This window comes from Ferrimonas sp. YFM, from assembly GCF_030296015.1.
Lineage (GTDB): Bacteria > Pseudomonadota > Gammaproteobacteria > Enterobacterales > Shewanellaceae > Ferrimonas.
This window is the reverse complement of record NZ_AP027368.1, coordinates 3,889,962-3,911,644: the sequence shown is the minus strand read 5'-3', so window position 1 is coordinate 3,911,644 and position 21,683 is coordinate 3,889,962. Positions and strand designations below refer to the sequence as shown.

Annotated in this window: 22 protein-coding genes; 8 read left to right on the top strand and 14 right to left on the bottom strand. The window is 61.5% G+C overall.

Annotated features, from left to right (window positions below):
- Window positions 1–52 precede the first annotated feature (52 nt).
- The 6 genes from folK to QUE41_RS17980 all read right to left on the bottom strand — a co-directional run bounded on the left by folK (window position 53) and on the right by QUE41_RS17980 (window position 4,954).
- Window positions 53–571: a 2-amino-4-hydroxy-6-hydroxymethyldihydropteridine diphosphokinase gene (gene folK / locus QUE41_RS18005; RefSeq protein WP_353506859.1), complete on the bottom strand. Its 519-nt coding sequence runs from the start codon at window positions 569–571 to the stop codon at window positions 53–55.
- Window positions 571–1,806 carry a polynucleotide adenylyltransferase PcnB gene (gene pcnB / locus QUE41_RS18000; protein WP_502875908.1) on the bottom strand — a complete coding sequence of 412 codons (1,236 nt, stop codon included), beginning with the start codon at window positions 1,804–1,806 and terminating at the stop codon, window positions 571–573. Before pcnB ends, folK begins: the two co-directional genes overlap by 1 nt.
- A 255-nt stretch (window positions 1,807–2,061) precedes the next feature.
- Entirely contained in the window at window positions 2,062–2,940 is an 879-nt protein-coding gene (gluQRS, locus tag QUE41_RS17995; RefSeq protein ID WP_286340357.1) for a tRNA glutamyl-Q(34) synthetase GluQRS, read from the bottom strand.
- A 51-nt stretch (window positions 2,941–2,991) separates the two neighbouring features.
- Entirely contained in the window at window positions 2,992–3,438 is a 447-nt protein-coding gene (dksA, locus tag QUE41_RS17990; protein ID WP_286340356.1) for an RNA polymerase-binding protein DksA, read from the bottom strand.
- A gap of 162 nt (window positions 3,439–3,600) precedes the next feature.
- Complete coding sequence (sfsA, locus tag QUE41_RS17985) at window positions 3,601–4,311, bottom strand: DNA/RNA nuclease SfsA (RefSeq protein WP_286340355.1); 711 nt, start codon at window positions 4,309–4,311, stop codon at window positions 3,601–3,603.
- Entirely contained in the window at window positions 4,301–4,954 is a 654-nt protein-coding gene (locus QUE41_RS17980; protein ID WP_286340354.1) for an NAD(P)H-binding protein, read from the bottom strand. The genes sfsA and QUE41_RS17980 overlap by 11 nt, the downstream gene beginning before the upstream one ends.
- A gap of 97 nt (window positions 4,955–5,051) precedes the next feature.
- Here QUE41_RS17980 and pepB point away from each other — a divergent pair, with 97 nt between their 5' ends.
- Window positions 5,052–6,323, top strand: a complete 1,272-nt coding sequence (gene pepB, locus QUE41_RS17975; RefSeq protein ID WP_286340353.1) for an aminopeptidase PepB — start codon at window positions 5,052–5,054, stop codon at window positions 6,321–6,323.
- A gap of 65 nt (window positions 6,324–6,388) precedes the next feature.
- On the opposite strand, the gene QUE41_RS17970 is transcribed toward pepB, so the two are convergent.
- Entirely contained in the window at window positions 6,389–7,258 is an 870-nt protein-coding gene (locus QUE41_RS17970; RefSeq protein ID WP_286340352.1) for a GGDEF domain-containing protein, read from the bottom strand.
- A 157-nt stretch (window positions 7,259–7,415) separates the two neighbouring features.
- The gene (thpR, locus tag QUE41_RS17965; protein ID WP_286340351.1) at window positions 7,416–7,928 is read right to left on the bottom strand and encodes an RNA 2',3'-cyclic phosphodiesterase; all 513 of its coding nucleotides are present in this window, start codon (window positions 7,926–7,928) and stop codon (window positions 7,416–7,418) included.
- Between the two features lie 130 nt (window positions 7,929–8,058).
- Here thpR and hrpB point away from each other — a divergent pair, with 130 nt between their 5' ends.
- The gene (gene hrpB, locus QUE41_RS17960; RefSeq protein WP_286340350.1) at window positions 8,059–10,533 is read left to right on the top strand and encodes an ATP-dependent helicase HrpB; all 2,475 of its coding nucleotides are present in this window, start codon (window positions 8,059–8,061) and stop codon (window positions 10,531–10,533) included.
- Complete coding sequence (gene mrcB, locus QUE41_RS17955) at window positions 10,534–12,891, top strand: penicillin-binding protein 1B (RefSeq protein WP_286340349.1); 2,358 nt, start codon at window positions 10,534–10,536, stop codon at window positions 12,889–12,891. It begins immediately after the preceding gene.
- 25 nt (window positions 12,892–12,916) lie between these two features.
- Here the strand turns inward: mrcB and rsmS are convergent, their stop codons facing one another.
- A complete protein-coding gene (gene rsmS / locus QUE41_RS17950) occupies window positions 12,917–13,081 on the bottom strand; it encodes a pleiotropic regulatory protein RsmS (protein ID WP_286340348.1) in 165 nt (54 codons plus the stop codon).
- 54 nt (window positions 13,082–13,135) lie between these two features.
- Window positions 13,136–13,501, bottom strand: a complete 366-nt coding sequence (locus QUE41_RS17945) for a hypothetical protein (RefSeq protein ID WP_286340347.1) — start codon at window positions 13,499–13,501, stop codon at window positions 13,136–13,138.
- A 174-nt stretch (window positions 13,502–13,675) separates the two neighbouring features.
- Between QUE41_RS17945 and QUE41_RS17940 the strand changes: the two genes are divergently transcribed.
- The gene (locus QUE41_RS17940) at window positions 13,676–14,755 is read left to right on the top strand and encodes a DUF3626 domain-containing protein (protein ID WP_286340346.1); all 1,080 of its coding nucleotides are present in this window, start codon (window positions 13,676–13,678) and stop codon (window positions 14,753–14,755) included.
- Here the strand turns inward: QUE41_RS17940 and QUE41_RS17935 are convergent.
- From QUE41_RS17935 to QUE41_RS17920, 4 genes are all read right to left on the bottom strand, one after another.
- Window positions 14,719–15,435 (bottom strand): SDR family NAD(P)-dependent oxidoreductase, encoded by a 717-nt coding sequence (locus tag QUE41_RS17935; RefSeq protein WP_286340345.1) that lies wholly within the window; start codon window positions 15,433–15,435, stop codon window positions 14,719–14,721. The two genes, QUE41_RS17940 and QUE41_RS17935, sit on opposite strands and share 37 nt — an antisense overlap.
- Window positions 15,432–15,830, bottom strand: a complete 399-nt coding sequence (locus QUE41_RS17930; RefSeq protein WP_286340344.1) for a thiol-disulfide oxidoreductase DCC family protein — start codon at window positions 15,828–15,830, stop codon at window positions 15,432–15,434. Before QUE41_RS17930 ends, QUE41_RS17935 begins: the two co-directional genes overlap by 4 nt.
- A gap of 69 nt (window positions 15,831–15,899) precedes the next feature.
- Window positions 15,900–16,739 carry an S-formylglutathione hydrolase gene (gene fghA / locus QUE41_RS17925; protein ID WP_286340343.1) on the bottom strand — a complete coding sequence of 280 codons (840 nt, stop codon included), beginning with the start codon at window positions 16,737–16,739 and terminating at the stop codon, window positions 15,900–15,902.
- Window positions 16,740–17,034: 295 nt separating this feature from the next.
- Window positions 17,035–18,165: an S-(hydroxymethyl)glutathione dehydrogenase/class III alcohol dehydrogenase gene (locus QUE41_RS17920; protein WP_286340342.1), complete on the bottom strand. Its 1,131-nt coding sequence runs from the start codon at window positions 18,163–18,165 to the stop codon at window positions 17,035–17,037.
- A 201-nt stretch (window positions 18,166–18,366) separates the two neighbouring features.
- On the opposite strand from QUE41_RS17920, the gene QUE41_RS17915 reads away from it, so the two are divergent.
- From QUE41_RS17915 to QUE41_RS17900, 4 genes are all read left to right on the top strand, one after another.
- Window positions 18,367–19,293 (top strand): LysR substrate-binding domain-containing protein, encoded by a 927-nt coding sequence (locus tag QUE41_RS17915; protein WP_286340341.1) that lies wholly within the window; start codon window positions 18,367–18,369, stop codon window positions 19,291–19,293.
- Window positions 19,294–19,347: 54 nt separating this feature from the next.
- Window positions 19,348–19,623: a YihD family protein gene (locus QUE41_RS17910; protein ID WP_286340340.1), complete on the top strand. Its 276-nt coding sequence runs from the start codon at window positions 19,348–19,350 to the stop codon at window positions 19,621–19,623.
- Window positions 19,624–19,857: 234 nt separating this feature from the next.
- The gene (locus QUE41_RS17905; protein WP_286340339.1) at window positions 19,858–21,078 is read left to right on the top strand and encodes a S1 family peptidase; all 1,221 of its coding nucleotides are present in this window, start codon (window positions 19,858–19,860) and stop codon (window positions 21,076–21,078) included.
- A gap of 9 nt (window positions 21,079–21,087) precedes the next feature.
- Window positions 21,088–21,627: a hypothetical protein gene (locus QUE41_RS17900; protein ID WP_286340338.1), complete on the top strand. Its 540-nt coding sequence runs from the start codon at window positions 21,088–21,090 to the stop codon at window positions 21,625–21,627.
- The last annotated feature ends 56 nt before the right edge of the window (window positions 21,628–21,683 follow it).

The following is a 21,683-nucleotide window of genomic DNA, read 5'->3' as shown; positions in this document are numbered from 1 at the left end:
TTGGATCGGAGTTTATATTCTAATGACGGCCGGCTTGCAAATGAGAAGGCTCTTAAGCCGGGCTGTCACCGCTTGAAAACAGGAGAGAATCCGGTTTTCTGTAAAGGGTCTGGGGGGGACAGGCGACCAGCAGTGTGGTCAGCTGACGGCCGTCGGCAAACTGGTAGCCGGGATCGATCTCAAACAGGGGCAGCAGCACGAAGGCCCGCTCCGCCACACCATAATGGGGGACGGTCAGCCGTTCGCTGTCGATGCACTGATCGCCGAAACCGATCAGATCCAGGTCCAGGGTACGGGCGCCCCAGCGCTCGTGCCTTTCTCGCCCCTGGGCCAGTTCGATGGCCTGCAGGGCGTCCAGCAGTGCCAGGGGGGCCAGTTCGGTGTCGATGGCCGCCACGGCGTTGCAGTAATCCGGTTGTTGCATCCCCGCCATGGGGGGACTGGTGTAGAGGGAGGAGGCGCGCACCACCTGGGTGGCTGGCAGGCGGTGAATCGCCTGCAGTGCCTCTGCCAGGATGGTTGGGGAGTCGCCCAGGTTGCTGCCCAGGGCGACAATGGCGCGGGTGATCATCAGGCGTCCGGCTTGCTTTGGCCTGCGGGCTTGCGCCGGCGTGGACGGCGACGGCGGCGCTGGCCACCCTCTGAGCCCAGGTTGCGCACCATCAGGCGGCGGGCCTGATCGTCGGACTCCACAAATTTGGTCCACCAGCGGGCCAGTTCGGCCACATCGCCGCCCTCGGCCTCGCCACGCAGCACCAGGAAGTCATAGGCGGCGCGGAAGCGGGGGTGTTCGAAGGCTCGGAAGGCGCGGGCGCCGGCGCGTTTCTCCAGGCGGGACTGCATCTGCCAGATCTCCTGGGCCGGACTGGAGAAGCGTCGTGGCATGGAGATGGTCTTGCTCTGGGCGCTGACCACCTCACCGCAGGCGGCCATCATGGCGTCGTAGTGGCTCACGCCCTTGCTGGTGCGCTTGGCCATCATGGATTGCATGGGGTACCAGAGCATGGCCGCATACAGGAAGGCTGGAGTCACCGGCTTGTCGGCGTTGACCCGGTCGTCGGTGTTGCGCAGCACCGCCTCCACCAGGCTCACCACCTTGTCGCCCTCTTCACCGTTCATCATCTTGTCCTGCATGGGGAACAGCGGGGCAAACAGGTCAAACTCACGCATCATGCGGAAGTTCTCTAGGCCTTTGCCGGACATGAACAGCTTGAGGGTTTCCTCGAACAGGCGGGCGGCCGGGATGTCGCTCAGCAGGTGAGCCATCTTGTGGATCGGCTTCTCTACACTGGGGTCCAGGTCGAACTCCAGCTTGGTGGCAAAGCGCACCGCGCGAAGCATGCGCACAGGATCCTCGCTGTAGCGTTTTACCGGATCGCCAATCAGTTTCAGGCGGCGGGCTTTGAGATCTTCCATGCCACCGAAGTAGTCACGGATGCTGAAATCGCTGATGTCGTAGTAGAGACCGTTGACGGTAAAGTCACGGCGCTCGGCATCTTCATCGATGGAGCCGTAGACGTTGTCGCGCAGCAGGCGGCCGCTGTCGTCCTTCTTGGCGTGCTTGCTCTCCTCCTCGTGGTGACCGCGCAGGGTGGCCACCTCGATGACGTCACGACCGAAGAGGATGTGGGCCAGGCGGAACCGGCGGCCCACGAGTCGGCAGTTGCGGAACAGGCGACGAACCTGCTCCGGGGTGGCGTTGGTGGCCACATCGAAATCTTTGGGCTGGTGACGCAGCAGCAGGTCGCGGACACCGCCACCCACCAGGTAGGCGTCATACCCCGCCTTATGCAGCCTGTAGAGCACCTTCAGGGCGTTTTCGCTGATGTCTGAGCGTGATACCCCATGGGTTTTTCTGGGGTAGATCTGCAGCTCGGGTTCTAACTGGATCTCTTGTTCCCGACTAACAAGTTTTTTTGCCAGTTTGGTCAGACGCTTAAGAATGGTACACCTCGACTGAATTTCAGGCTGTAAGGGTTGAAGGTATTATCGGCGCGCCATGATACCCCATCGCTGCCGAAATGATAAGCCGCAGCTCTATTGTGGGTATGGTGGCCGGCGTCAGCTTTCCTGTAACAGGATCTTCCTCTCCCTCGGCAGAGAGGAGAGCTCAAAGCAGCTCACAGCCCAGGCCAGTTGTGTGGGGCAGGGCGCTTGCCACAACTCCGGCGGCGGCGTCAGCCCCAGAAACGCCAGGGCCCGGCTCAGTGCCAGCTCCGGTGCGGTCTCGCCTATGGGGGGCGCATGATTCTGCTTTGAGAGTTTGTTTCCGTCGGACCACACCGCCAGAGGCAGGTGCAGGTAAGCCGGAATGGGTAGCCCCAGAGCCTGCTGCAGGGTCTGCTGGCGAACCGTGGTTTCCAGCAGGTCATTGCCCCGCACCACCTCGGTGATCCCCTGAAAGGCGTCGTCCACCACCACTGCCAACTGGTAGGCGTAGAGGCCGTCACGGCGGTGGATGATGAAATCCTCCTCGGCAAAGCTGGCGTCGGTGACTATGGGGCCCAGCAAGCCATCGACGAAACGGGCGACGCCCCGGTCATTGACCAGGCGGATGGCGCAGTCCTGACCATCGAGAACGCGGTCCCGGCAGTGGCCGTCATAGACGCCGCCCAGAGCCTTGATGCGCTTGCGGGGGCAGTTGCAGTAGTAGGCCAGTCCCTGCTGCTGCAGCCAGGTCAGCGCGGCATCATACGCCTGATGACGCTGGCTCTGGTAGAGCACGTCGCCATCCCAGGTCAGGGAGAAGCGTTCCAGGGTGCGCAGTATGTCGTCGGCGGCGCCCGCCATTTCCCGGGGGGGATCGATGTCCTCCATGCGCAGCAACCATTGGCCGTTCTGGCTGCGGGCACGCAACCAGCTGCCCAGGGCAGCAACCAGGGAGCCAAAGTGAAGGGGGCCGGAGGGGGAGGGGGCGAAGCGCCCGATATAGTCTGTCATGGTGCTCTGGAATGGAAAACGGGAGCCTGAGCTCCCGTTTCATCTGTCGGCTTAGCCAGCCATCTGTTTCTCTTTGATTTCGGCTAGTGTCTTACAGTCGATGCAGAGGTCAGCGGTGGGACGCGCCTCCAGTCGACGGATGCCGATCTCGACACCGCAGGATTCACAGAAGCCGAAGTCATCTTCCTGAACCTTGATGAGGGTCTTCTCGATCTTCTTGATCAACTTACGCTCACGGTCCCGGGTGCGAAGTTCGAGGCTGAACTCCTCTTCCTGGGCGGCGCGGTCCACAGGGTCAGGGAAGTTGGCGGCTTCATCCTGCATGTGGTTCAGCGTGCGGTCTACCTCTTCACGCAGCATGGTGCGCCAACCTTCAAGAATGGCTTTGAAGTGCGCCAGCTGCTTCTCGTTCATGTACTCCTCACCAGCTTCTTCGCGGTAAGGTTCCACATTGGCGTAGGCAAGTACACCGATCTTTTTCGCTTTGCCGTCCGGCATCACGCGTCTCCTGTCATTTCCAAGCGCGAGGCGTTCCTCAGAAAAAGTGGGCGGTATCTATAGCAGAACGCTTTTGCTAAAGCAAACAGCGTCTGAAAATCTGTACTGCTCCAGTTCCTTTTTACCCGTATAACACCATTCAGTAACGCTGACAAGCATTAGTCACAGGGTGAGAAGCACGGGCAGTGGCTTCATCACAGTTATGCCATCGGGCGAGATCTCAGTCCCCACGGCGTAAAATTCGACACCCCTGTCGGCGGCTTCTCTGCACAACCTGGCGTAGGCGGGATCAATATGATCTGCCGGGGAAACCTGGGCTATGCCTGTATGTTGCACCAAAAACAACAGGGCGGCTCTATGACCTTGGTCTAGCATCTCCATCAGCTCCCTCAGGTGCTTCTGGCCCCGGGCGGTCACCGCATCGGGGAAGTAGCCCCGGCCCTGATGCAACAGGGTGCAACTTTTGACCTCAATGTAACAAGAAGGTTTACGTTCATCTTCCAACAGCAGATCGATCCGGCTGTTCTCCACGCCGTAGCGAACCTCTCGTCTCAAGCTGGCGTATCCCGTCAACTCAGGGATCAGTCCTCCCTCCACCGCTTCCTGAGCCAGGGTATTGGCGCTGGCGGTATTGATGCCGATGAAGTGGCCTGCGGCCGTTTCGGTGAGCTCCCAGCTGCAGGGGTATTTGCGCTTGGGGTTGTCCGAGGTGCTGTACCAGACGGTGTCGCCCGGAGTGGCACAACCTGTCATGGCACCGGTATTGGCGCAGTGCAGGGTAAAGACGCTGCCGTCAGCCAGCTCCACGTCCGCCAAAAATCGTTTGTACCTTTTGATCAGGGTGGCGGGCTTCAAGGGGGCATCAAACTTCATAATCAAATATCTCGTCTAGGCGAAAGGTCTCAACGGGGTGGCCGGGGCTCTGGCTGACCGCCACCATTTTGGCCGCCACCTGCTCGCCCCGTATCGGGCGGAATCGGCGCAGTCCGGGCAGCAGGCAGAGGGTGGGCATCACCAGGGCCGCCAGCGCCTCCCCGGCCCGAAAATCGCTGCGCTGGCCCAGCAGCAGGGAGGGCTGGAAGACGCTGATGCGGTTAAAGGGCAGGGAGCGCACCCGCTGCTCCAGTTCTCCCTTCATCTTCAGGTAGGGGGATTTGGATTTCGGGTCGGCGCCGCTGGAGGAGACCAGCAGGTAATGACCGACCCCCTGTTCTGCGGCCAGTTCCGCCACCCGCCATTGGTAGCTGTAATCCACCTTTCGCTGTGCGTCGATGGAGCCCGCCTGTTTTCTGGTGGTGCCCAGGCAGGAGAACAGCAGATCCCCCTTCATCAGGTCGGCGTACTGGCTGAGGTGGTCGAAATCGATCACCCGGTTGTCCACCTTGGGGCTGGAATGGGGGGCCGGGCGTCGGGTCAGGGTGCGAACCTGCTGGATATTGGGCTGACGACTCAGTTGGTCGACCAGGGCCCGGCCCACCACTCCGGTGGCGCCGATGACGACGGCGGTTTGACTCATGGCTTAGTCCTTTAGACCTCAAGAAATGACCGACAGTTACGCCGGTTGAGCCACAATGATACACTGCGTCGGATAACAAAATGCAAGGGAACAACGCATGAGCAACTTTATGAAAGTGGTCCTGACCCAGGACAGCGCCCCCGCCCACTGGGGGGAAGCCTCTCTGAGCTTCGAGGGTGACACCGCCCGCATCCACCTGGGTGACGATGACCTGGGGCGTCAGGTTCAGGGGGCCGCCCGCAAGCTAACCGGCCAGGGAATCCGCCGGGCTGAGCTGTGTGGCGAAGGCTGGACTCCCGCCCTGCAGTGGCACTTCGCCAACGGCTTCCAGACCGCCAAGCTCGATGGCGAGATTCGCTGGGCCGGCGAGGCCGAGCAGCTGCAGCGCCAGTGGCAATCCGCCAACTGGTTGCGTGAGCTGGTGAACATGACGCCGGAAGATCTCAGCCCGGAAGCCCTGGCGGACAGAGTGGCCGAGAAGATCACCGCCCTGGCCCCGGACAGGGTGAAATCCAAGCAGTGGGTGGGCGAAGCCCTGCTGACCGCCGGTTGGGTGGGCATCCATGGCGTGGGCCGCGGCTCCGAGCGCCCTCCGGTTCTGCTGGAGCTGGACTACAACCCCACTGGCGAAGCCGATGCCCCGGTTGAAGTGGCGTTGGTGGGCAAGGGCATTACCTTCGATTCCGGTGGCTACAGCCTCAAGCCCAGCGCCTCCATGGTGGCGATGAAGTGCGACATGGGCGGTGCCGCCACCGTGGCCGGTGCCCTGCACCTGGCCATCAGCTCCGGCCTGAACGAGAGAGTGAAACTGTTCCTCTGCTGCGCCGAGAACCTGATCTCCGGTCACGCCTACAAGCTGGGTGACGTCCTCACTTACAAAAACGGCACCAGTGTTGAGATCGTCAACACCGATGCCGAGGGTCGCCTGGTGCTGGCCGACGGCCTGATGGCCGCCAATGAGGCCGGTGCCAAGCGCATCATCGATGCGGCCACCTTGACCGGTGCCGCCATGGTGGCGGTGGGTGATGACTATAACGCCCTGTTCGGTCTCCATGATGGCGCCTGTGCCGATGCCATGGCCGCCGCTGCCGAGGTGGATGAGGGTCTGTGGCGTCTGCCCCTGGCCAAGTTCCATCAGGGCAAGTGCCCCTCTGCCTTCGCAGACACCGCCAACTCCAAGGCGCAGAAGGGCGGTGGCTTCGGTGGTGCCTCCAATGCGGCGGGCTTCCTGAGCCGATTCGCCGGTGAGCCTGAACAGGGCTGGCTGCACTTCGACCTGTCCGCCTGCTACGCAGACTCCGCCAATGGCCTGTGGGCCGAAGGCGCCACCGGTGTGGGCATGCTGACTCTGGCCAAGCTGCTTAAGTAATTCTGCCCCGGCAGGACAATGACAACGCCCCGCAACTGCGGGGCGTTTTTTTATGCGGGGGTGTTTCAGTTGGCGCTGGCCACCGCCAGCCTGAGATCCGGGCAACAGGCGACCCTGTCCCGGCCGGTCTCCTTGGCCTGGTAGAGGGCCAGGTCAGCGGCCTGCAGCAGGTGTCCGGCATCCGCGTTGCCCGCATTGCAGCCGGCCACCCCAATACTGACGCTGAACCGCAGCGGTGGCCTGGGTTGGCTCCCCTGCTCGGGTAAGGGGACGCGCAATTTGCCAATCTCCTGGTGCAGCCGGTCTGCCAGCACCCTGGCTTCTGCACCACTGGTGCCGGGCAGCAGCACCGCGATCTCTTCGCCACCGTAACGGGCGACCACGTCTGAATTGCGGGTATGACGAATCAGGGTCTGGCCCAGGGCCTTGAGCACCAAGTCTCCGACCGGATGCCCATAGGTGTCATTGACCCGCTTGAAGTGGTCGATGTCCAGCATCATCAGGGTCAGGGGACGATGGCTATCCCGGCACAACAACACCTCTTCCCCCAGGCGTCGGTCCAGATAGCGACGGTTGAAGATCCCCATCAGCGGATCGGTGATTGCCTGCTTCTGCAGGCTGTAGACCTGCTGAACCACTCGGGTGGTCTTCAGGGAGAGGGAGCACACCAGCAACACGAAGATGGCACCGCCGAAGAACACCACGGGCACCAGCATATGGGTCCAGTCGACATAACTGTTCCAGTTCATCAGGCTGAAGCCGGTATAGCCGAGGATAAACAACAAGATAAGCAGGCGCAGAAATTGCCAGCTGCGGTGCAGCTGTTGATTGGGAAGACGCTGTAGCAGATCTCCGACCTTAAAGGAGGCGATGGCAAGCATGGTGATGCCCAGTATCACCATGGTGTTGCCCATCAGGGGAAACAGGATGCTCATCTTGATGGCTCCGTCTTCGGGCTAGGCCCTCCTAAAACCATACTCCTGAAATTAAGTATTTGATTCTGTTATGCGGTTCACATGTGTAAAGAAATATATGAGGGCTGTGAACCGGCTCAAGAGAGGCCGGTTGGGCGATGAGAGATCATCGATTTTTTTACCGAGCGTGCCAGCGTACCAGAGGGCTGTAGACCAGCTTGCCCATCTCCCTGTGAGAGCGCATCAGCTGCACCTCGTTGAGCTCCAGGGTGACCGGGGCAGGTTCAGGCAGTTCGGTGACCTCATGCACACCGCGGAACAGGGTGACATGAGGGCGAAATGGCGCCCTGTGGCTGTGCAGCCCATGCTGGGCAGCATCCCGCCTCAGTTGCCCCGCCAGCCGGTTTAGGGCGATGGGGGACTGATCGCAGCCGAGGCAGACAACCCCTGCCTTGGGAAAATGCAGGTAGCGGTCCAGGGTCAGACTCAGCCTGGGCACCTCCAGCTCCTGCCAGCGGTCAATAAGCCCTTCTTTCTGCTTCTGGGTCACCTGGCCCAGAAAGGCCAGGGTCAGGTGAAAGTTGGTGGCGGGCACCACTCTGCCCAGTTGCCCCAGGTGGGCCTGGTGTTTGATCAGTGCCATCTGGTTGCTGATGCTGACGGGCAGGGCGAAAAACAGTCGTTCGGCCATGGCTCTCTTTCATTGAACTCCTTTAAGCTCAGTATATTCCCGGTGATTGGTGAAAGCGACCACCCCCTTGGCCCCGCTGCACCCCGGCGGTACACTGTCGGTTTCTATTCTTTTGAGGAACGCTGTCCCCTTGTCCGCTCTGCCCATCGAGGAGGTGTTTGGCCCGCTGCGCCAGGCCCTGGCCTCCCACAATCAAGTCATCCTTCAGGCCCCCACAGGCGCCGGTAAGTCCACGGCTCTGCCCTTAGCCATGCTTGGCTGGCCCGAGGTGGAGGGGCGCATTCTTCTGCTGGAGCCGCGGCGTATCGCTGCCCGGGCCATTGCCCGTTACCTGGCGGCGCAGCTGGGGGAGAAGGTGGGGGAAACGGTGGGGCTGCGAGTCCGCGGGGAGACCAAAGTCAGTGCCCGAACCCGGCTGGAGATCGTTACCGAAGGCGTCCTGACCCGGCAGATCCAGAGCGATCCCGAACTGGAGGGGGTGGCGCTGGTGCTGTTTGACGAAGTGCATGAGCGTCACCTGGCCACGGATCTGGCCCTGGCCCTGGCCCTGGAGGTTCAGGGAGGGCTTCGTGAGGATCTGACCCTGATGCTGATGTCCGCCACCCTGGAGGGGCAGAATTTTGAGCAGTGCCTGGGCGACGCGGTGAAGGTGAGCAGTGAGGGCCGCAGCTATCCGGTATCCCTGGAGTATCAGCCGGTGCCTCAGGGGGAACCCTGGGTCAATCACGCCGTGGCCCAGATTCGTCGGCAACTGACCCAGAGAGAGGGCAACATTCTCGCGTTTTTCCCCGGTCAGGGCGAGATTCGCCGGGCCCAGGAGCTGCTGCAACACGGGCTGGCGGATGGGGTCAGGCTCTGTCCCCTTTATGGCCAGCTCTCTCCCAGGGAGCAGGATGAGGCCATCGCCCCGCCCCCAGCGGGCACCCGTAAGGTGGTGTTGGCCACCAACATCGCCGAGTCCAGCCTGACCATCGATGGCATCTCCGTGGTGGTGGATGGTGGCTGGCAGCGTCAGGCCAGGTACAACCTGCGCAGTGGATTGACCCGACTGGAGACGGTGCGCATCAGCCAGGGCTCTGCGGCTCAGCGCAGCGGCCGGGCCGGACGACTGATGCCTGGCCACGGGGTGCGTCTGTGGAGCGAGGGGATGCAGCAGGGGTTGGGAGAGAGCGATGCCCCGGAGATCACCACGGCGGATCTGACCCATCTGGCGCTGGAGCTGGCGGCCTGGGGCTGCCGGCAGGCGACGGACCTGAGCTGGCTGACCGAACCTCCCAAGGCGGCCATGGACGGCGCCTGGACTCTGCTGGCGCAACTTGAACTGGTGGATGAACAGCATCAGCTGACCCCCATGGGGCGCCAGGTGCATCGCCTCGGCAGCGATCCCCGCCTCGGCCATATGCTGCTCAAGGCGGCGGAGCTGGAGCTGAGTCTCGGCGTCTGCGGGTTGCAGGCTCTGGCGTGCGAGCTGGCGGCCTTGCTCGAGGAAGCGGATCCCCTTCGTGGACGTCGCGTGGGGGTGGATATCGAGCTGCGCCTGGGTAAGCTGGCCGGCCCTGCCAAACAGCAGGCGCAAAAGTGGCGCAATCAGCTGGGTTGCAAAGAGGCCCCCGCCTCCGGCGACCATGCCGGTTTGCTGCTGGCCCTGGCCTACCCGGATCGTATTGCTCAGGCCCGGGGCAAAGATGGCCGCTATCAACTCAGCGGCGGCAGTGGTGCCGTCCTTCCCCAGGATGACCCCTGGCAGGGACGCCATACCCTGCTGGTGGCGGCCCAGTTGTCTGAGCGCCAGGGGCAGGGGGATGCCCTGATTCATCTCGCCGCGGAGGTGGAGCTGTCGTTGCTGACCCGGGCATTGCCCCACCTGGTTGCCAGCAAACGCGCCCAGCACCTGGACAGCAAAACCGGCGAGCTGGTGGCAGAGAAGAGACAGATGCTGGGCAGTCTGACCCTGAAAAGAGAGCCACTGACTGACATCAGCGATGAAGATTACTGCCAGGCCCTGCTGGAGGCGGTTCGTCGCCAGGGACTGGGGCTGCTGCCATGGAGTGAGTCCATTGAGCAGTGGCGCCTGAGGCTGCACCACGCCCGCCGGCTCTGCCCTGAATTGGATTGGCCGGATCTCAGCGATCCGGCGCTGATGGACGGACTGGAGCAGTGGCTGGGGCCCTATCTGACTGGCTTGACGCGGGTGGCTCAGCTGAAGAAGCTGGATCTCAAAGGGATCCTTCAGGCCAGCCTGGAGTGGACTCAGCAGCAACAGCTGGATGATCTTCTGCCGACCCACTGGCAGGCTCCCACCGGCAGTCGTCTGAAGCTTGAATACCATGCACAAGGGGTGAAGTTAGCGGTTCGGGTCCAGGAGATGTATGGTGAGGCAGCCACCCCCAGGTTGGCCCGTGGGCAGCTGCCGGTGACCCTGGAGCTGCTCTCGCCGGCGCACAGGCCGCTGCAGGTGACCGAAGATCTGGCCGCTTTCTGGAAAGGGGCCTGGAATGAGGTGAAGAAAGAGATGAAGGGGCGCTACCCCAAACACCTGTGGCCCGATGACCCCGCCAACGCCCAGGCGACCCGAGTGACCAAAAAGAGGATGCAACAGCAGTAGATGGCCAAACAGCCCAGTCGCACAACCCGCCGCCCGACACAACGAAAGGGTACGACCCGCAAAGCTCCGGCCCGCAAGCGGGCGCCTCAGCCGCGCCGTTGGGGGCGTCGCCTGCTGGGCTTCGCCCTGGTAGGCCTGTTGGCCTTGAGTGGCCTCACCGCCGCGTATTGTGTCTATCTGGATAAGGTGATTGCCGATAAGTTCGAGGGGCAGCGCTGGCACCTGCCGGCGCAGATCTACGCCCGTCCCATGGCCATCTACCCCGGTGCGCCCATTACCCATGCCCAGCTCAAGCAGGAGCTGTCGCTGCTGGGTTATCGCAACACAGGCAACCCCAGACAAGAAGGGGAGTTTGCCGTGGCCAGCGACAGGGTGGAGCTGTTCAAACGGGCCTACGATGGTCCGGGCGGTTTTGAACCGGCCCAGAAGGTGATGATCCGCTTCAGCGACAACCGCATCACCCGATTGCAGCGCTCCAGCGATGGCCGGGATCTGGGATTCGTTCATCTGGAAGCCTTGCTGCTGGACCGCATTGTCGCCGGCGACCGGGAGGACAGGTTGTTTATTCCCAGGGAGCAGATCCCTGAGAGCCTGGTGAATGCCCTGCTGCGTACCGAAGACAGAGATTTCTACCACCACCATGGTGTGGCCCCCCTGGCCATCGCCCGGGCCTTGGTGGTCAACCTCAAGGCGGGCCGAACCGTTCAAGGTGGCTCCACCCTGACCCAGCAGCTGGCGAAGAACTTCTTCCTCACCCGGGAGCGCTCCCTGTGGCGTAAAGTTCGGGAAGCGCTGATGGCCCTGATCATCGACTACCGCTACGACAAGGACACCATCCTCGAGGCCTACCTTAACGAGGTGTACATGGGCCAGGATGGCAGCATTGGGGTGCACGGTGTCGGGCTGGCGTCGCGCTTTTACTTCCATCGTCCCATTGAGGAGCTGACCATTGGCCAGCAAGCCACCCTGGTGGCGATGATCAAGGGACCCAGTTACTACAACCCCTGGCGCTTTCCCGAGCGGGTGGCTCAGCGGCGGGATCTGGTGCTCAAACTGATGCTGGAGGAGGGGCTGATCTCCAGCAGCCAGTATCAGCAGGCCGCAGGCCAGGGATTGGGGGTGCGCGATGCCAAGTCGCGGCAACGCCATCGGGTGCCCGCCTTCATGCAGCAGGTGCGTTTCGAGCTGGCCAACCGTTACGGCCCGCAAACCCTGAAACGATCCGGGCTCAAGGTGTACACCACCCTGGATCCCCTGGCCCAGAAGGCGGCGGAACAGGCGGTGAGTAAGGGGATGGACCAGCTCAGCCGGGACCGCCAGGATGACAGCCTGCAGAGCGCCATGGTGGTGGTGGACCGCTATCAGGGAGGCGTACTGGCGATGGTCGGCGATCGCAATCCCGAGTTTAAGGGGTTCAACCGGGCCCGGGATGCCCGGCGTCCCATCGGCTCTCTGGTGAAACCCTTTGTCTATCTGACCGCCCTGGCCCAGCCCCAGCGCTTCAACCTGGCTACGCCGGTGAAGGATGAGCCCATCACCCTGAAGAGCAGTGGCGGCTCCACCTGGTCACCCAAGAACGACGACAAGCAGTATCGGGGCCAGGTGCCCCTGTCCGAAGGCCTGGTGCGCTCCTACAACGTGCCCACGGTGAACCTGGGGATGAATCTGGGGCTGGAGGCGGTGGAGAGCAGCCTGATGGAAGCCGGCTGGCAGGAGCCCATCAACCCGGTGCCCTCCATGTTGCTGGGTTCGATGGAGGGATCCCCGCTGGAGCTGGCCCAGATCTATCAGACTCTGGCCAACGGCGGCCGTTATCAACAGCTGCACACGGTGCGTCATGTGCTGGATCAGGACAATGCGCCTCTGGCGGAACACCGGGAGCGCAGCCGTCAGGCGTTGTCCGAGCAGGCCTCCTATCTGGTGGATCACCTGTTGACTCAGGTGGTGGCCCGGGGGACAGGCCGACGCCTGGCCAAGGCGTTCCCCGGGGTGACCCTGGCGGGTAAGACCGGCACCAGCTCCAACGGCCGTGATGCCTGGTTTGCCGGCTTCGATGACCGGGATGTGGTGATCACCTGGGTGGGGCGCGATGACAATGGAGCGGCCAACCTCTATGGTTCCAGTGCCGCCCTGCCGCTTTATCGTCGCTACCTGACTCAGCGGGATCCCCTGTCACTGGTGCTGACCCCGCCGGAGGGTACTCTGCAGGGTTACTTCAACGAGCGTGGCGTGGCGGTGGCCGAAGATTGCCATGGTGCCAGGGCCTTGCCAGCGGATGCTGGCAGCTGGCCCAACCCCAGCGGCTGTGACGGGGCGGGACGGGAGCGCAACTGGCTGGAGCGGGTACTGGGGCTGTGAGTCAAGGCCTTCGGGAGAAGGCCGTCTAGGGGGCTGAGGCGGCGGGCTCTGCGGGCAGCTTGCTGCGCAGGTCCTTCTCCACGATGGCCAGGGCCTTGAGCGCCACCTCCGGGTCGATCTCATTGCTTTCCAGCAGATAGATCAGGTCCACAGCCAGTTTTATCTCCTGTGGTGCGTCATCCAGGGACATGAGGTTCTCCAAAGTTGGGGGCCCGGGCATTGTACGTGTTGTCGGACTCGCGCTCTAGTCCTGAACCTCATAGCCCAGGGCTTCACAGCGCAGCCAGATGCGGCAGCCGTAGTAATCGCGCTTCGATTCACAGCCATTGTAGCTGATGGCGTTGCCGCCCAGTTTGGCGACCTCGCTGCGCAACACGTTTTTCAGCCCCTTCTCCGACGGCGCCGAATCTGTCCTCTCCTCCTGGCAGGCTTCGGTGTCCACCGTGCCGAGGAAACGGTATTGATGCCGCTCCAACTCCTCGCGGCTGTACTCCTCTACGTCATGGGCAAGCACCCGGCTCTCTAGATAGGGGCCGGCGTTGGTGGTGACCCGGATGCCGCTGCAGGCGGTGAGGCCGGTGATGGTCAATGCGATCAGTATCGGTTTCATTGAGCTTCCTTTTGGATTGTTCGGTTCCTTAGTCAGTTAGTTGATTTAATTGATTAAAAATTCAATGGCAATTGACTTATTTTCATGCCGAAACCTCTTTCTTTCCCCTTGGCTCCATTTCAATCCTCAATGAATGCTGCCAAGGTAGGGGGAGAGAGGTGTTAAGGAGAACCCATGGAAGCCTACCCCGCGTTGGAGGCGGTTGAGCGCCATGCCAGGCCCAGGCAGGCCCAGGCAAGGGACCGCATCGCCCAGGTGCTGGCCATGAGCAATCGACTGCCTGATGAGGTGGAGCGGCTAAAAGAGCGGCTCCGTTTGCAGGGGGCCGTCGCGCTGCATTTTCATCCGGATCGTCCCGATCCCCAAGGGCAGACGGTGATCGCCGGGATGGCGCAGCGTGGATGTTACCTCAGTCAGTTCGACACCGGCCTGTCCAACGGCCACCTGTCCCCTGAACCCGGTGGGCCAAGGGACAACTGGGAAAATGCCCTGTTCGGTCACCACTGCCGAGAGGGCGGTGAGCGGCCCAAGTATGGCGCCCTGGACCTGGTGCGTGGGGCCGATGGCCCCAGTCCCAGGTTTGGCAGCTGCTATTTCCGACTTAAGCCTGCGGTGCTGGCCCGCTGCAGTTTCAGCTACCGGGACTCCTACCGCTCGCCGCTGGAGCGCGGCACCCTGAATCTGGTGGACGACGTGCTGGCGGCCATGCTGGAGGAGAGCTTCGAAAGCGACAGCGCCCTGGGGTGGCCAGCTCGGCCGCCCCGTCTGCTGGATCATCTGACGATGGCTCTGTCCCAGCCTCTCAAGTGGCAGCTTGAGCAACCCGCGGTGCGCAGTCTGGACCACTACATTGAGGCTCAGGTTCATGGTGAGGTGCGGCTGGACAGAGACGTTCAGGCGTTGGTGGCCGACGACAGCTACCTGGGCACCGAGACTGGAGCGCGGATGCAACGACTGGCCACCGAGTGCGGTTTTTCCCTTGCCTGGCGCGCTGGCCCCAGGTTGATGGCGTCGGAGCTTGCCGATGATTTTCGGGGTCCGTTGTTGCCTGAGTTTGGCCGGCTGGTGGCCGTCGATGGCCTGTTAAACGCCTCTACCCTGGGCCAGGCGGCCTGTCGGCTGCACCATGACCCGCAGCTGTGGCGGGATCTTGGGGATGAGTCGTTGGTCCGTCAGGGGCTGAAGTGGTTATGGCATGCCCTGGTGCGTTACGGTCATTACCAGGGGATGGTGTCGCCCCGCCAGTCCAGGTAGCTCAGGGTGCCGTCGGGCATCAGGTCGGCGGTGACCTGCTTCAAATGGCGAGCGGCCTGCTCCGGGCTGTGCAACTGACCGGGCTGAAGACGCTGCTGGAAGGGGCGGGAGAGACGGGTGTCCACGGTCCCGGGATGGTAGGCCACCAGTTTCACCCCCTTGGCCCGGCGTGCCGCCTCGATGGCGCAACATTGCAGCAGCTGGTTGAGGGCCGCCTTGCTGGCCCGGTAGCTGTACCAGCCCCCGAGGCGGTTGTCGCCGATGCTGCCGACCCTGGCGCTGAGTGCGCTCAGCACCACCCTGGGGGTGGATTGCAGCAGCGGAATCAGCGCTCTGAGCCAGAGTGCCGGCACTATGGTGTTGCTGTGCAGCAGCCGGGTCAGGGATTGTTCATCCAACTGCTCCAGTCTCTTTTCCGGAACCAGGTCGCGGTCATGAAGGCGCCCGTTGCACAGGGTGACCCGGACGATCCTGTCTGCGACAGGCTTTAATTCCTCAATTGTTCTGGCGATGGCGCCAGGGCTGTTGTCACAGCAGATCCACTGGACGTTCGGGTGAGTGAACGGCGGCAGAGTGGTGCGGCTGATGCCAATCACCCTGGTGTCGGGCTCCACCATGGAGAGGCGTACCAGGGCCTGGCCCAGCCCGCCGCTGGCCCCTATCACCAATTCAACCTTCATCGCCTGTCTCCCAGCTGGCACTGGCCCTGATCACAGGGCGTTTCCTTGAAGATCCAGGAAGAGATGCGGTGGCGATGGCGGGCAAAGTGCCGATACCCCAGGTCGGACAGGGGGCGCAGCAGCGGCCAGTGAAGCCAGGAGACCCAGTGTCCACGCCCCACCCTGTCCCAGGCGGCCAGGGTGACCTCAAGGCCGGTGTGCAGGCGTCCGCGTTCATCCACCCCGTGCAGCACCTTCTGGCAGTACTGAGGGTCTACCTGAGGGAACCGTGGGTGCCAGGAGGTGTCGGTGATCTCCTCGAAACGAAGGCGGTTGAGTTTGTCCCAGCGGCGCAGGTGCTCACACTCGCGCCGGCACAGGGGGCATTGATTGTCGACAAACAGGGTAAAGGGCATGGGCGCTCCGTCTCTTGGGGTTACCCTCAAATACGGGGCGCCGCAGTGAATCGATCTGAATCCGGCCGATCACAGTCCCAGGTGCTTGGCGTGAAAGCGCAGGTGCTCCTCGATGAAGCTGGCCATAAAGTAGTAGGAGTGGTCGTAGCCCGGGTGGCGCCTGAGAGTCAGGGGGTAAGCGCTCACTTCGGCGGCCGCCTCCAGGGTTTCTGGCTTGAGCTGTTCGGCAAGAAACTCATCGGACTCACCCTGATCCACCAGGGTGGGCAGAAACTGCTGTGCTCGTTGCATCAGTACGCTGCTGTCGTGCTCCTGCCAGGCTTCCAGATCGTTACCCAGGTAGGCGGTAAAGGCTTTGCGGCCCCAGGGGCAGTTTACCGGATTGGATATGGGGCTGAAGGCGGACACACTCTGGTATCTGTCTGGGTTCTTCAGGGCGATTATCAAGGCGCCGTGTCCCCCCATGGAGTGACCACTGATGGCGCGCTGGCCGGTGACCGGGAAGGTGGCTTCCACCAGTTTGGGCAGTTCCTCGACCACGTAGTCGTACATGCGGTAGTGACGGTTCCAGGGGGCCTGGGTGGCGTTGACGTAGAAGCCGGCACCCTGACCCAGGTCATAACCCTCATCGTTGGCGACCTCTTCGCCCCTAGGACTGGTGTCCGGCGCTACGATGGCCACCCCCAGCTCGGCGGCGATGCGCTGTGCTCCCGCTTTCTGCATGAAGTTCTCATCGGTGCAGGTCAGCCCGGAGAGCCAGTAGAGAACCGGGACCGGATTGGCCTCACTGGCCTGCGGTGGCAGGAAGATGGCGAAAGTCATGGAGCAGTTGAGGCTGCTGGAGTGATGGCTGTATCTCTTGTGCCAGCCATTGAAGCTCTTATTGACGCTGATGTTTTCCAGGTTCATTAGGCGTGTTGACCTTTGCTGATTGTTTTTGCGCCAACATCTGGCAATAGAGGCAGGTATATGTTGGCTGTGTGATCCAAATGAATGGGTATCTTGGCTGAGCAGAACGCCCTTCGGGGCCGGACTGACAACAACTACTCATCGTCGTTCGATTTTGACTTAGAACAACTATGTCTACAATCGAACTTCTTGATTAGTTGTCGTCATCCTCGGCCAAATTTCAAACACCAAAGATAAACACGCACTAGGATTTCTCTGTGGCAGAAAAGCCCGGCTTGAGAGCCGGGCTTGTCGATTACTTGTCGAAATGGATGACGCTGCGGATGCTCTTGCCTTCATGCATCAGGTCGAAGGCATCGTTGACTTGCTCCAGTCCCATGGTGTGGGTGATGAAGTCATCCAGCTTGAACTCGCCGCGCATGTAGCGCTCGACGTACTCAGGCAGCTCGGAGCGACCCTTGACGCCACCAAAGGCGGAGCCTTTCCACACGCGTCCGGTGACCAGTTGGAATGGGCGGGTGCTGATCTCCTGGCCGGCACCGGCAACGCCAATCACCACGGATTCACCCCAGCCCTTGTGGCAGCACTCCAGGGCGCTGCGCATCACGTTGACGTTGCCGATGCACTCGAAGGAGTAGTCCACACCGCCGTCGGTCATCTCGACAATCACATCCTGGATCGGCTTGTCGAACTCCATGGGGTTGACGCAGTCGGTGGCACCCAGCTTGCGAGCCAGTTCGAATTTGCTCTCGTTGATGTCGATACCGATGATGCGGGCAGCGCCGGCCATCTTGGCACCGATGATGGCGGACAGGCCGATGCCGCCCAGACCAAAGATCGCCACGGTGGCGCCCTCTTCCACCTTGGCGGTATTCATTACCGCACCCATGCCGGTGGTGACCCCGCAACCCAGCAGGCACACTTCCTCGAGGGGCGCTTCTTTGTTCACCTTGGCCAGGGCGATCTCCGGCAGTACGGTGTACTCGGCAAAGGTGGAGGTGCCCATGTAATGGAAGATGGGTTTGCCGTCCACGGAGAAGCGGGTGGTGCCGTCGGGCATCAGGCCCTTGCCCTGGGTCTCACGAATCTTCTGACACAGGTTGGTTTTGCCGGACTTGCAGAATTTGCACTCGCCACATTCGGGGGTATACAGAGGAATGACATGGTCGCCTACCTGAACGCTAGTGACCCCTTCGCCCACAGACTCGACAATGCCGCCACCCTCATGACCGAGGATACAGGGGAAGATCCCCTCCGGGTCGTCACCGGAGAGGGTGAACGCATCGGTGTGACAAACGCCGGTGGCGACGATTTTGATGCGCACTTCGCCCTTTTGAGGGGGCATCACCTCCACGGTTTCCATGGAGAGAGGCTGGCCCGCGGCCCAGGCCACGGCGGCTTTACAGCGGATGGTTTGTGCAGTCATGGACTCTTCCTGTAATGGTTTGGCACACAGGCTGTGTGCTCAGCTGGATTCCATTTTATTCATCGCAATTAAGTTGATAATCCGCCTGTCTATAAAATGACTTTTACTACCATGTAATAATTGGCGGATGTAACAACACTGCCAAGGGCAGTATAGTCAGCCCTAACCTGAGTTGGGCTGGGCAAAGTGAAGGAGAGAGCGATGAGTGAGTGGGCTGGGGTCAGTGAATTTGTGGCCGTGGCGGAGACCGAGAGTTTTACCGCCGCCGGCAAGCGACTGGGGATCTCCACCGCCCAGGTCAGTCGCCAGGTGAGCGCCCTGGAAAGCCGGCTGGCGGCCAAGCTGCTGTACCGAACTACCCGCAAGGTGTCGTTGACCGACGCCGGTCGCACCTACTATCAGCACTGCCGCCAGGTACTCGATGGCCTGTCTGAAGCGGAGCGGGCGGTGACCAACCTTCAGGATACCCCCAGAGGCCAGCTCAGGGTGACGGCGCCGGTCACCTTCGGGGAGCGCACCCTGGCCCCTCTGGTGAACGACTTCGCTCTGCGCTACCCGGAACTGGAGGTGCAGTTGGTGCTGACCAACCAGAGGCTGGATCTGGTGGAGGAGGGGATGGACCTGGCCATTCGCCTGGGTAAATTGGAGGACTCCAGCATGATGGCCCGGCGGCTGGCGAGCCGTCAGCTGCATGTGTGTGCCTCCCCGGCCTATCTGGCTGCGTACGGAGAGCCTCACTCGTTGACAGAGCTGGAACGGCACCAGTGTCTGGTGGGCACCATGGATTACTGGCGTTTTTCGGAGGAGGGGCGCTCCCGCAATGTGCGAGTCAAAGGCCGGCTGCGCTGCAACAGTGGCTGGGCCCTGACCGATGCGGCGCTCAAGGGACTGGGGCTGGCCCAGCTGCCCGACTACTATGTTCAGGAGTTCCTGGCCAGTGGCCAGCTGGTGTCGGTCCTGGACCACCTGAGTGAACAAGGGGAGGGCGTCTGGGCCCTCTACCCCCATAACCGCCACCTCTCTCCCAAGGTACGCCTGCTGGTGGATTACCTGGTGGAGTCGATGGGAACCCTGCACATGGACTCGCTTCAGCCTCAGATGAAAAATCCGAGGGCGAATATCCCTTGAGATCATGCCCCGGCGGGATATGATTCTGGAAAAGAATCTGATAGGGAGAGAGTCATGGCTTGCCATCGAATTGAGGAGTTACTGGAGCTGCTGGAGCCGGTATGGCAGAAGGATCAGGAGTTGAATCTGGTGCAGATGCTGCAGAAGATCGCCGATGAGGCGGGCTTCAAAGGGCCGCTCAGCGAGCTGACCGACGATACGCTGATCTACCAGCTGAAGATGGGCGGCACCGATAAGGACGCCATGATCCCCGGCATCCAGAAGGATTACGTAGAGAACTACGACTGGAAGAGTGCCATTCTCAAGGCCAGAGGCATAGACGAAGAGTAATCGTCTTCATTTCCCTAAAAACGGCAGCCATAGAGCTGCCGTTTCTTTTGCTCTAAAGCACTGCTTAATAAGATGATTTTCTTGCTGTTCAGGATTTGGCCGGGCAAGATGAGGCCCCTGATATGCGCAAATGCTGCGCATCGGGATCGCCCAATACGCTGTGTGGGGGTGGCGATCCTGTCCCTGGCTGCCATGGAGTCATGGCGAGCCTTCGCAGAAGATCAAGGAATAACCATGCGAATAGCCAAGTTGCTTTTTGGAGTGCTTCTCAGCCTGACTCTGGTGGGTTGTGCCAACACCAAACTCAGCGCCAATAAGTTGCCCAGAGGGGTGAAAGTCAGCAAGGAGGTGACGCTGCCGGTGGCTGTGCCTGTGGCCTACTACCTGCCGCCCATGGAGTTGAACAGCCGCTTTTACTTGGATACCTGGAACGTCTGGCTTGAACCCGGAAAGGCCCTGGGCAATGGCGTCCAGGACGCGTTCTCTGCCTACTTTGCCAATGCCCAGCTGCTGGACCGCGATTCTGATCAGCCCTATGGTCTGCTCATCGATATCGACCCCGAGTGGAAGTTCGATGGTGGCGACATCACCATGGTACTCACCTACAGGGTGTACGACGCCGACCACAAACTGCTGAGAGAGGGTACGAAGAAGCACTCGGCGTCTATGGGCAGCATCGGCAATGAGGCGGCCTGGTACAACGCCACCCTGAGGGCCAGCCAGCGGATGGTGGTGGACCTGCTCAACGCCACCAAACCTGATGCCCAGAGTTTTGCGGCCATTCGCCCCATGAGCGAAGCGGATCCCAAGCTGCTGGTCAACATGGAGAAGCCTGTGGCCACCGGCACCGGTTTCTACATCAATGGCCAGGGCCAGGCCCTGACTGCGGCCCACGTGTTGCGTGAATGCATGGTGGCCAAGGTGATTGCCGGGGACCATGAGCAGGACGCGCGCATCAGTGCCAGCTCCAGGTTGCTGGATCTGGCTGTGGTGGATACCGGGACTGAGACCGAGGATTATCTGCCGCTGCGAAACGACACCGAGTTGTTGCTGGGAGAGTCGGTGACCAACGTGGGTTATCCCCTTCAGGGGATCCTGGCCTCGTCGCCGAATCTGACCCGGGGTAACGTCAGTTCCCGCAGTGCCCTGAAAGGCTCCGTGGGGTTGTTCCAGTTCTCTGCCCCGATTCAGCCCGGCTCCAGTGGCGGCCCTGTGGTCTCCGATGGGGGAGAACTGCTGGGGGTGACCGTCAGCACCATCAATCCTTCCAAATTGATCGAGTCCGGGGTGTTGCCTCAGAACGTCAACTTTGCACTGAATGCCCGCTATGTGGAGCGGTTCCTGAGTAAGCATCAGATCCCCTTCATTCAAAGGGAAGCCGATCTGAAAGGGGATATCCGTGTGGCCAATCAGGCCGCACTCTCCTCTGTGGTCAAGCTGGTCTGTTATCAATAAGGAGGGAGCATGAAACATACTTTACTGGCCCTGAGTCTGGCCTCCATGACGGCACTGGCGCCCGCCCAGGGGCAAGAGCTGCCTCCGATGATGTATCTGACCTCGATGAACCTGGATTCATTGCAGGAGACCCTGCAGCAGACCCCGGAGTTTGCTCAGCTCAATGGTGAGCTGATCGGCAGCCCATTGCGACTGGTGGTCAGCCATGAGTTTGAGATGACCGCAGGGGGTTCGGCGGCGGGATTGACCTCGGCGATGCTGGCGGGGGGCTCCCTCGGCCTGTTGCCTGTGGTGACCAACAACGATCTGGTGATCACCTATGACATTCGGGTTCACAACCAGAGCGTTTCCAAGTACCAGTTCCGGGAGAACTTTACCGAAGCCAAGAACATCTACGCGGATCAGGGGAATACCGCTCTGGCCAAGGAGGCGGCGGCCTGGGTGCTGAGCACGGTGGACCCTTTCCTGGAGCAGATGAACGCGGATCCCAAGGTGGCGGAGCTGCTTGAGGAGTACCGGTTCTACTTCTCAGACGCCGCACAGCCCTGAGGTTGAGCAGGCACTGAACAAACGGCAGGGGAGTATTCTTCTGCCGTTTTTGCTTT